Source organism: Pseudoalteromonas sp. NZS71, assembly GCF_015864715.1.
In the GTDB taxonomy this organism is placed as follows: Bacteria; Pseudomonadota; Gammaproteobacteria; order Enterobacterales; family Alteromonadaceae; genus Pseudoalteromonas; species Pseudoalteromonas arctica.
The window spans coordinates 26950-37931 of sequence record NZ_JADYWS010000035.1; the positions used below are offsets into that span (position 1 = coordinate 26950).

The window sequence follows — 10982 nt, forward strand, 5'->3', positions numbered from 1 at the left end:
AATGTCTAATAGAAGAATGAGCTTTAACTGTTGTTTATTATGCATTTTTTCAATAGGTTCTTTTTATTAAATGACCATTATTCAGCCCCTGGTCAGGTTGCCAATTGGCGAATAAGTGCACTGCGCATTATTCTATCATTAGTAATGGTGTTATGCTTTGCTGTGGCGTGCCACACGTACACAAGCGCTATTGAATTTAACTTAATTTATATTGTTGTATTAACAAGCAGCTTTCTTGCTACTGCATGTGGTTTACTTATAGCAAGTAAGCGTTTTTATCACTTTAGCGCTCATGCACTTTTAATAGCCATTGTAGCTGCTAGCGTGTCAATGAACTTATTTTTAACAGACCTAGAGCTTGCTAAAGTGGGCTCTATGTATATGTATTCTTGCCCGATAATAGCACTTATGCTACTTGGTTATAGAACAGCTCTTGCTTATGGCGTATTAAATATTGCGCCGTTTTATATGATCATCAATAACGTTGATGTCTCGGGTTTAACCGGCATAGCTCAGCAACTTCCCGATGCCAGCTTATACATTACAGGGCTTATATTTTTATTTTTTAACATTTGTATTCCCCTTGCTGTGGCGCGCACAATTGTGGCTGCTAAGCGTTTAAACAAAACAATGATAAGCGCTAATACACACCTTAAAGATAAAAATGAGCTTTATCGAAGCCTGTTCACCGAATCAAATAAAGCCAAAATTATTGTTGACGAAAATCTTGTCATTACTGATTTTAATCAACATGCTATTGATATGTTTGGTATAAAAAAAGAATTAAAAGAAGGAAGCGTTAATCTTTCTCATTTATTTCCTACCTTAGTCTTTGACGACTCTAATGCTCAAAATAAAATTGTGAAGTACAAAAAAAGTTATTTTAAAGCCAGTTATCAGCAAATAACAATGAGTACAAACTACCGTGTATACGACTTTTACGATTGCACGCAAGAGCAGCTCATTAAACAAAACTTATCGATGATGGAACAAGAAAATAAACGTTTACGCTTTAGAGACTCGCAAACAAAACTACCTAATAGAGAATGGTTTGAGCTGCAATGCGACAGATTAACAAGCAAATACCAAAAAGGTTTTTATATCGTTGTTGCGCAAAGTGCAAATAGTGAATACTTAAATTTGAAGCTCACTAAAGCCGACTCTCAAGCATTACTTATTAACGCGTACAAGCGTTTAAAAGCGATGCCAGATGGACCCCTTTTGTGTGCTCATATAGGAGTAGGAAAGCTTGCTTTTATAATTGGGACAAACTCGCAAAGCGAGCTTGAAGATAAGCTATTAATGCAAATAAAAAATACATTAGATAAAACATATAATGTATTTGGCACTAAGTGTCAGCAATCATTTTTATTTGGTTTTGCAAAGTATCCTGATCATGGAAAAAACAGCACAACAGTACTTAGCAATGCATGCGAAGCACTTAAACTAGCAAATTGTAATATGCCTCTAAGTGGTTATAACGAAAAACAATCACAAGCTTTTATCGAAAAATACGAAATTTCAATGTTATTAGATGAAGCGCTTCAACAAGGCGATTTGTCGGTGCACTATCAACCTAAAGTAGATGCAACGGGTCAATGTATAGGGCTTGAAGCCTTAGCGCGTTGGAACAGTCCAATACTGGGTAATGTGTCGCCAGTGGTATTTATTCCTATTGCAGAAGAATACAGAATGGTTAGTCGGCTAACCGACCTGATTATTCAAAAGGTGTGCGCTCAAATTGCTGATTGGACTAAGGCGGGTTTACCGAGTGTGCCGGTGGCAATAAATATATCTCTAATTGATTTTAGCCAAACCGATTTTATGTCAAAACTGGTTAAATACCTTGCCGACTTTAATGTAAAGCCACCTCAAATAGAGTTAGAACTGACTGAAACCTCTCTTGAGGCAAACCAAGCGCATTCGCTAAAGCTTATGCAAACGCTGCAATCGTGGGGTTTTACTATTTCGGTCGATGATTTTGGGGTAGGTTATTCTAATATTGCACGCCTTGCCGATTACCCTATTAACAAGCTCAAGTTAGATCGCTCATTAATAAGCCAAGTAACGAGCTCTACGCGTCAAAAAAGTTTAGTTAAAGCGGTGCACGTTATGTGTGAAGAACTTGATATTAAGTGTGTAGCCGAAGGAGTAGAAACCCAAGAGCAAGTAGCAATAATGACGCAAATGGGGTGTAAAGAATTTCAGGGCTTTTACTTTGCTAAACCAATGTCAGCCGAAAATTTTGCAGAGCATGTTAGCCGCCATGGCTTAGTGTTTAACCCCAAAGAGATGACGGCTCAACTTTAAATGTATAGCAGGTATTTTATTACCTAGTTACAGAGCTGTTGGGCGTTTATAGTTATTTCGCACTGATGAATAACTCCTGCTCCCCAATGCTGTATATCTGATTGAGCAGTACAGCCTGCATCTTCAATTAAAGCCGTATTGGCATCACATAAAAGTAGCACTGCGTTATCATCTTGTACGTTTACAATAAGCGTGTATTCCCCAAAAGGTGCAAGTTTGCTTAAATCGTTATTAACAGCGGCTTTTAATAACTCATCAGTTGTTGAATAGGATGTTTCACTAAATTTTAGTGTGCCATCAACGGCTGTAGCAATATCTTTTAATTGTGAGGCTAAGTCGGCCATCACTTCTGGATTGTTTTTTTTAGGAGTGTAGCAACCGCTAAGTAATACTATGAGGCTTATATAAAGTAAGTGTTTCATTTTATTTGCTCCATACCGTCATCGTGTTGTGTTCATCGTAGCCTGTATCTAGGTTCCAATTTTTAATTGCACTGTAATCAGTATCTAAAAATACGGCATTGGCAATAATGGTTATGTAGTGCTGAATGTTACTAACGGCAAAGTCAAAAATATCGTTGTAGTGCATAGGCTCGTGCGGCGTTTTTAGTTGTTCAATAAAAGTGGGGTCTACTTCGTTTGGGCGAGGATAAAACAAGCCTAAATCAGCAGCAACATGGCGTGCACAGGCAAATAATCGATAGCTTTCTTCAACATTATTTACTACAAGCTGAAAACCGTTATGCCATGAATTAAAGTGAGGAGCGTGTTGTGCTGCGTAGCTTGGGTGAACCGTTAATAAAGCATGTTGCCAAATTTTTGCAATATCGGTATCAAAATTATCGTCTTTGTTAGTACAAGATCCAATATTTTGTTGCACGCGATCAGCATAACCTAACTCACCTAAGTTTAAACGTTGCCAAATAAACGCGTCTTGATTCATTTCGCAGGTACGGTGCGCCGTTTGGTTTTGCGCGTAAGGGCCTACTTTTAATTCAACAACCGGATGCACTGTTATATCTGCAGCAACATGGGCCATATAACCGCATAACCAGGCAAAACACTTTTCAAATGCTTCACCTTCAAGTGTTTTACAGTGTTCAATCATGGCTTTAAGTAAATCGCCTGTGTGCTCATAGTGCATTAGGTCGGCCCACGCATTTTGGCTAGGCTGCGCTACAGCTAAGTAAGGATAATCGGGGGCTACACAGCCTAGTTCAAGGTATGCTTGGCGTTGGCTTAAAATAAGCTTTGCTTTTTTAGGCATATCCATTTTAGCGAGTGACTTGGTTTGCGTTGCAATATTAACGGCAGTGATGTGCGCAAAAGCACCTGGCATTGTCATATCCTTATGATTTATTAATAAGGGTACAGATTAACATTGAGAGGGGGTTAAATAAAGCCAACTAAATGCAAGTATAACGGGGTAAACACCTATTAAAGTAGCTGCTCAACTAATTGGCCATTCTCGTATAATTTAGCATGTTGACGCTTATGTTCTTCAAATAGGTAAGCTCTTAGTTGCTCTTGACCGCTATGAATTTGCGTTATTTTAGCGGCTATACCTTGCGTGCTTTGCCTTACGGGTTCTATTTCCATCGAAATACATTGTTTGTTAGGCAAAATAAATTCCATGTGCTGCGATTTATTTAAATGGTTACCTTTTCTGAGGGGTTTTAAAAACATCCCCGTGTTTGATATTGATTCAATTTTAAACCCTTGGCTTTTAATATTTAGCTCACTCCAGCGCCAACTACGCAGTGTGCCTTGTGTGTCTATTACTTCGGGGGCGTTTAAAATAGGTTTGATTATACCGGCGCTATCAATTTTTAAGTCCAACGGAAACCATAACTGATAGTGTGCAACTTCTGCGAGCAGGGTTAAATTAGCGCTACTAAGTAAGTGAGCAATATTGGCTGGTACTGAACTTTGTAACGTTAAAACGTGGCTGTTGTGCGCATGTGACTTTTTATTAGGCTTAAATAACTCAGCAAAAAAATTTATCTCTTCATTAGAAAAGTCCATATTTCACCCCAGTTACATAAACTAATTCACCACCGTAATTTAAACAATGAAATTGGTCAATAAATGCTCCGTTTAAATTTGTTTAGATGATATTTACAAAGATAGAGGGGCAAACTAAACAATGTATTTAAATGCAGTGCTTAACCCGAACGTTTTTCAGAGACTTGAATTATTTAACATTTATAAAAATATATTTAGGCGCAAGTGGCTAGCTGTTAAACTACAACACATTAGTTTTATTATTTATATTAGAGTTTACATTATGATATGTGCATTTTTACGTGATCAACAGCCGAAGTTACTAGGTATGTTAGTGGCATTGTTTGGTGTTGGATATTCAATAAATGCAGTGGCTCAAGAGCAAAACCAAACTTTAATTTTAGTGGGGTCAGAGCTTACTACCTGTACTAGCGCAAAGCTTAACAATTGCCAAAAAGAGACTGCTATTGATGGTAAGTCACATAATTTATATGCTGTTAGCAGCGCTCAAATAAAAAACATCACGCAGCATTGGCCTAATAATAACGTTGAGGCAAAAACGGCTGTATTAAAAACACTTAAAACCTTGCTAGGTAAATCGTCAAATAGTGTATCTAAAACAGATTTATTATGGCTATGGCGCGATATAAATAACCAGCAATTAGAAAGCCTGACTCAGCAAGAGTACAACTTTGTATTTGATATGCTAGAAGTGCCGCTACTTGATAAAAACGGTGAGCGCTTAAAAGAGCAAGTAAATACCGATTTTAATATTGAGGTCGCGACTAATAGTATTTTACAATTTGTGTCGGGCAGTTTAAAAGTTAATAACGCAAAACCCACCATGCTTGCTATTACGGCATCGAGCCGCGACCCTTATGAGTCGGCAGATGTAGCGCAGAGTCTTTTAGCACAATCAAATATAAACACTCAATGGTTAGCACTAACGCCAGCACTTGCTAAAGCGATTACGAGTAACTCGTGCGATGAATTACCTGCGCTTAGAAATACATTAATGAATGTGTATAACCGGGAAGCAATTTATCCAGAGTACACAAAGTCCGAATACGCTTTATGCAAAAGTGGCACTAATGCACTTGTATCACTTATTAAAAATAGTACCGGTGTGATGTTTAATAGCGGTAATGCAGCATTAACTCACAAGGTATTATTTGATCAAAACAATAATCCATACCCGTGGACGCAAGCATTGCAAACTCGCCCAGTAATTGTAGGTGAAGGCGCGGGCGCAGCAATCCAAAGTAAAGTGACGGGCATGCTTACAAATACGACAAGCCTTGAGGCACTTCGCAAAAATGAAAATAACACTAATGCTGGTGGACTTGGCAGCTTTAATTTTGGTGTACTAGATACTCAGTTTAGCGAACAAAACCGTACATTTAGGCTCGCAGCGGCGTTAAATAAAAATGAAGTAAAAAAGACTAAAACAGAGATTCAACATGGTTTTGGTATTGACGAAAATACGGCTTTGGTTGTTATTAAATCGCCAGAAGGTAGTTTAATAACCGTAATAGGCAAAAGTGGTGTAGTGCATTTAGCTAACCAAGGTAAAGCACAACCTGAGAGTAAGAGCTATAGCTACTCGTATTGGCCTACAAGCAGTGTAATTGAAATTACCAATAACACGTTTACCTTAAGCGCACGCACAATAGATGAAGCGTTACCCGCTATAAAAATACCTCCACTGCCAGTGCAGCGTTTTGGCTCAATTTTAACAAATTCAAAACTGCGATCACTTACTCAAGCGATGTGCCTAAGCCAAGAGCAAAGTGCGGTAGCTCAACAAGATGAGTTTATAATTAGCCTTACAGCAACGAGTGACACACAGTATCATCGCGTTAATGCAAAAGAGTTTGGTTGTGCGCTAAGCAATTTAGAGTTAGCTATAAAGTCTATTTAGTTACTAACCTGAGCCAAGGGTTTAAGTTTTTGGCTCTTCTCTATAAAATAGCCACCATAATGATCAAGGCCTTACTAAAAGAGTTTTAAAATGAATAATGAAAATGACGTAATTGATACTTTAGCCGAACTAGAAAGCTTTTTAATAGATGTCGAAAACGGTGGTTTTGGACTTAAAGGTGTTGCCGGTGTTGGTATGGCTACTAATAACAAAGATGGCAGCCGTTTTGTTGCTGTGTTTGACGACCAACAAAAGCTACTTTTAGCGCGCGGTATTACAGAAGACGTATTCCAAACAGGGCAAGACATGGTACGTAATGGTGTAGGGCGCAAGCACTAGTACTCTAGTAAAGAAAAGCGCTTAGTGCGCTTTTTTATTTTAATTTCAATAAATTGAAATCAAATGCCTTCATACAGATTCCACAAAGGCCACTTCAAGTTAATAACAATTAAATACAAACCCCTCAAAAACCACAAAACTTGCCAGCTAAACTCTGTTTTATTAAGTGCGCTTAGATAAATAAGATAGTGCTACAGATAAATTGTAGAATCAAAACAGATGAGTTTTGGCTATATTTTGAAGAGAAGTTTAATTTATTGATATAGAGGTAATTAATTGGTCGGTATGGAGAGATTCGAACTCTCGACCCCTGCCACCCCATGACAGTGCGCTACCAAGCTGCGCCACATACCGATTTGTATGCAATAGTACGTGTATTTTTTTAAAAATCAATAAGCGATTGTTTGTTTGGGTGTTTATTACGCAAGAGACCTAAAAAGACACTCTTGCGGTATATTAATTGGCTAGTCTTTATTTAACCACTTTTTGATCGAGTCATACATCTCATCGCGTATTAATGGCTGAGCTTTTTTGTTAGGGTGTAAACTATCGTTTTGCATTAGCTCAGGTTGACCAGCAACATCGAGCATAAAAAAGTTCATTAAATGCGCATTTGTCTCTTCGCTAACGCGCGAGAAAGTGTCTGTAAACATTTTACTGTAACGCGGGCCGTAATTAGGGGGAATGTAAATCTCCATTAAGGCGGTCATCGCATTAGCTGCTTGGCTTTTTTGAATAAGAGACGTTAAGTTAGTTTGCATTTTTTTGACAGGAAAACCACGTAAACCGTCATTAGCACCTAGCTCAATAAGTACATGAGTGGGTTCGTATTGCTCAAGCAATGTATCTAAACGGCGTAGGGCTCCACCAGATGTTTCGCCACTAATACTGGCGTTGATAAGTTCAATGTCGGCTTGTTCGTCATCGTATTTATCTTGTAACAATTTTACCCAGCCTTCTTCTTGTTGAAGTCCGTAGGCTGCGCTTAAACTGTCACCGAGTATTAAAATCGTGTTGTCGGCTGCTGCGCTCAGCGGTTTGATAACTAAAAATAAAATGAATACTAAACGAAGGATTGAATGAGTCATATGTCAGCGCTTTCTCAATTAAATATAATTCAGGTTAATGGTTTGTCTAAAGTAGTCTCTACCTTTGAAGGTGAGCTGCCCATCCTCAGCGACATCAGCTTTAATGTCAAGCATGGCGAGTCTGTTGCTATTGTTGGTACGTCGGGCTCTGGTAAATCAACGTTACTCAGTTTATTAGCAGGGCTGGATACCGCAAGCAGCGGCGAAATATTTTTAGATGGCGAGCCATTACACAATTTAGATGAAGAAGAGCGTGCTGCACTGCGCGCGGCTAAAATTGGATTTGTGTTTCAATCGTTCATGTTAGTACAAAGCTTAACTGCACTAGAAAACGTTATGCTACCAGCAGAACTTGCTGGCGAAAGTGATGCAAAAGAGCAAGCAATTGCTTTGCTTGAAAAAGTAGGCTTGAGCCATCGAATTGATCATTACCCGTCGCAACTCTCTGGCGGTGAACAGCAACGTGTTGCTATTGCGCGAGCATTTATTGGTACGCCTAAAATATTGTTTGCTGATGAGCCTTCGGCTAATTTAGACAGCAAAAACGGTAAAATGATTGAGTCGTTATTATTTGATTTAAACACGCAACACGGCACTACGCTTATTTTGGTGACTCACGATGAAGGGCTTGCACAAAAATGTGAGCACATTATTCAAATAGAAGCGGGCTTACTGGTAAAAAGCCAAGTAGAGGACGTTGCTAATGTGGGTTAAGTTAGCGCTTAAGTTATTTTCGCGAGAATTTCGCCGTGGTGAGCTAACAGTTATAAGCGCAGCTATCGCCCTTGCTGTTTTAACCGTGCTTACACTGTCTATGGTTACTGAGCGAATAGGGCAAAGTATTGCGCAAAAAAGCAGTGCTTTTATTGCAGCAGACCGTGTACTTGCAAGCGATCATGTTCTCGACACTGCTTTTATTACTAAAGCACAGAGCCAAAATTTAAAAACGGCGCAAATGGTGTACTTCGACACTATGTTGTTTGCCGATGATGAAATGCAGTTTAGCTCAGTAAAAGCGGCATCTAATGCGTACCCGTTAAAAGGGCAGTTAAAAGTTAAAGATACCTTAACAGGTGAAACTAAGGTTGCTAATAGCGGACCAACGCCTGGTAATGTGTGGCTAAGTGAATCAGTATTTTACAGTTTAAATATTGATATAGGCGCGCAAGTAGAGCTTGGCGCTGCATTATTTAATGTTTCAAAAGTTATTGTAGAAGAGCCTGACGCGCCATTTAATGTATTTTCGAGCAGCCGTCGTGTGCTTATTAATATTGACGATGTGGCAAAAACCGAAGTTGTGCAGCCAGGTAGTCGTGTTTATTATCGCCAACTTTATGCAGGTAGTGAGGCCGATATAAATAGCTTTTACGAGTGGCTTAAACCACAAATGAAAGAAAACCAACAATGGTACGGCGTTAAAGACCGTCAATCACCTATTTCAAATAGTTTAAACCGTGCAGAGAGCTTTTTATTACTTGCCGGCCTATTAGGTATTATTTTAGCCGCAGTGGCTATAGCCGTTTCAGCAAAACGTTATTGTGAACGCCAATACGATCCAGTAGCGATGATGAAAACGCTAGGCGGTAGCCGCTCAATGATCCGCAAAATATACATGCTCCATTTATTGCTTGTATGTGCAATGGCGGTAAGTATTGGGCTGTTAATTGGTTATGGCTTGCAAGAAATAGCAACAAGTTACTTATCAAAAAGTATGGGCACAGAGCTACCTTTAGGTGGCTTTAAACCTTGGCTGGTGGCTATAAGCACTGGCGTAATTTGTGCCGTTATGTTTTCTATTAAACCGTTATTTGATTTATTTGATATTCCACCGCTTAGAGTGCTGCGCCGTAACTTAGGTGACAAATTGGCAGTTAGTCGTGTGCATTTAGGAATGAGTGCGCTAACCGTGTTTTTATTAATGTGGTTATTCAGTAACAACATAAAAATAACGCTTATTTTGTTTATATCAACACTTGCGCTAATTGGTGTGTTGTTTTTGATATCTAAATTAATATTTGGTGGCGGTCGAAAATTAGGGCTTAAGCCAGGTAACAGTTGGTCGCTTGCAATTGCATCTATTCAAAAGCGTGCAAATGTGAACGCGGTACAGTTAATTAGTTTTTCATTAGCGATTAAATTACTGCTGTTTTTAGTGGTACTTAAAAACGACATGATATCTGATTGGCAATCGCAACTTCCTGCCGATGCGCCTAATGCGTTTTTAGTTAATATTACGCAAAATGAGCTTGAGCCAATTAATGAGTATTTAGCTCAAAAAGATATTCAGGTATCAGAGTTTTATCCCACTATTCGTGGACGCGTAAATGCGGTGAATGGCGAGTTGGTAGCACGTTCAGTATCGCTGCAAGACAACGAGAAAAAAGACGAAGAAGCACGTGCAGGTATTGGCCGCGAGCTAAACCTTACATGGCTTAAAGATGTGCCTGACCAAAATGAAGTAACACAAGGCACGTGGTTTGGTGAAAATGCGATGGCTGAAGCCTCAGTAGAGGAGTCGATGCTTGAGCGTTTAGATGTTGAGATAGGCGATACGCTTACATTTTTAATTGGTTCGCAATCGTTCGACGCTAAAATTACCAGTGTGCGCAAAGTTAATTGGGCCACGCTTAAACCTAACTTTTTTATTATTTTAAGCCCAGATGTACTTGCAGATTTTCCGGCGACGTATATTTCGTCGGTACGTATAAACCCAGATCAAAAGCGTGACTTTAGCCAGTTATTGCGTACTTACCCTACTATTACAGCGATTGATATTGACAACTTTGTTAAGCAAATACAAACAACTATTTCGCAAGTATCACTCGCCATTGGCTTTGTACTTGCCATTGTTGTGCTGTGTGGCGCGCTTGTACTTATATCGCAAGTGCAAGCTAGTTTAGGTGAGCGTATGCAAGAAATTGTAATACTGCGAACACTTGGCGCTAAAAGCCGATTGATTAAAAACGCGACCTTGTACGAGTTTTTATTACTCGGCGGTTTAGCTGGCTTAGTGGCTGCATTTTTTAGTGATATAGCGCTTTTAATTGTGCAGCAGCAAATGTTTGATTTAGCAGGTAAGTTACATCCGCATATATGGATTATTGGTCCGGTAGCTGGCGGTGTATTTGTGGCTGGTTTAGGCTATTTAATGATTGCCCGAACACTTAAACAAAACACCCAAGGATTAGTGCGTGCCCTAGGGTAAGTTTAAACTAACACGCTCCTGCAAATGCCCACCTAATACGTTAACACCACTCGTTTAAGAACGAGTGGTGTTTTTTCGTTTATACCTAACTGGATATTTTTGTGTCTTTGCGAGCA

Annotated in this window: 9 protein-coding genes and 1 tRNA gene; 5 read left to right on the forward strand and 5 right to left on the reverse strand. The window is 39.2% G+C overall.

From position 1 onward, the window contains the following. The first annotated feature begins 39 nt into the window (after positions 1–39). Positions 40–2310 (forward strand): bifunctional diguanylate cyclase/phosphodiesterase, encoded by a 2271-nt coding sequence (locus I6E85_RS18450; protein WP_197237222.1) that lies wholly within the window; start codon positions 40–42, stop codon positions 2308–2310. A 23-nt stretch (positions 2311–2333) separates the two neighbouring features. Here I6E85_RS18450 and I6E85_RS18455 read toward each other — a convergent pair whose 3' ends face one another. From I6E85_RS18455 to I6E85_RS18465, 3 genes are all read right to left on the reverse strand, one after another. Then, the gene (locus I6E85_RS18455) at positions 2334–2732 is read right to left on the reverse strand and encodes a hypothetical protein (protein WP_002960664.1); all 399 of its coding nucleotides are present in this window, start codon (positions 2730–2732) and stop codon (positions 2334–2336) included. Between the two features lies 1 nt (position 2733). Beyond that, a complete protein-coding gene (locus tag I6E85_RS18460) occupies positions 2734–3648 on the reverse strand; it encodes a zinc dependent phospholipase C family protein (protein ID WP_197237223.1) in 915 nt (304 codons plus the stop codon). Positions 3649–3746: 98 nt separating this feature from the next. Next, positions 3747–4334 (reverse strand): hypothetical protein, encoded by a 588-nt coding sequence (locus I6E85_RS18465; protein ID WP_197237224.1) that lies wholly within the window; start codon positions 4332–4334, stop codon positions 3747–3749. A gap of 262 nt (positions 4335–4596) precedes the next feature. Here I6E85_RS18465 and I6E85_RS18470 point away from each other — a divergent pair, with 262 nt between their 5' ends. Further along, the gene (locus I6E85_RS18470; protein ID WP_197237225.1) at positions 4597–6234 is read left to right on the forward strand and encodes a cyanophycinase; all 1638 of its coding nucleotides are present in this window, start codon (positions 4597–4599) and stop codon (positions 6232–6234) included. A gap of 90 nt (positions 6235–6324) precedes the next feature. Further along, positions 6325–6573: a hypothetical protein gene (locus I6E85_RS18475; RefSeq protein ID WP_024590530.1), complete on the forward strand. Its 249-nt coding sequence runs from the start codon at positions 6325–6327 to the stop codon at positions 6571–6573. A 277-nt stretch (positions 6574–6850) separates the two neighbouring features. On the opposite strand, the gene I6E85_RS18480 is transcribed toward I6E85_RS18475, so the two are convergent. Both I6E85_RS18480 and I6E85_RS18485 read right to left on the reverse strand, forming a co-directional pair. Next, a tRNA-Pro gene (locus I6E85_RS18480) sits at positions 6851–6927 on the reverse strand. A 110-nt stretch (positions 6928–7037) separates the two neighbouring features. Then, positions 7038–7661: an arylesterase gene (locus tag I6E85_RS18485; RefSeq protein WP_024590485.1), complete on the reverse strand. Its 624-nt coding sequence runs from the start codon at positions 7659–7661 to the stop codon at positions 7038–7040. Here I6E85_RS18485 and I6E85_RS18490 point away from each other — a divergent pair, their 5' ends adjacent. Beyond that, complete coding sequence (locus tag I6E85_RS18490; RefSeq protein ID WP_008137049.1) at positions 7662–8375, forward strand: ABC transporter ATP-binding protein; 714 nt, start codon at positions 7662–7664, stop codon at positions 8373–8375. Next, complete coding sequence (locus I6E85_RS18495; protein WP_024590484.1) at positions 8365–10866, forward strand: ABC transporter permease; 2502 nt, start codon at positions 8365–8367, stop codon at positions 10864–10866. Before I6E85_RS18490 ends, I6E85_RS18495 begins: the two co-directional genes overlap by 11 nt. The last annotated feature ends 116 nt before the right edge of the window (positions 10867–10982 follow it).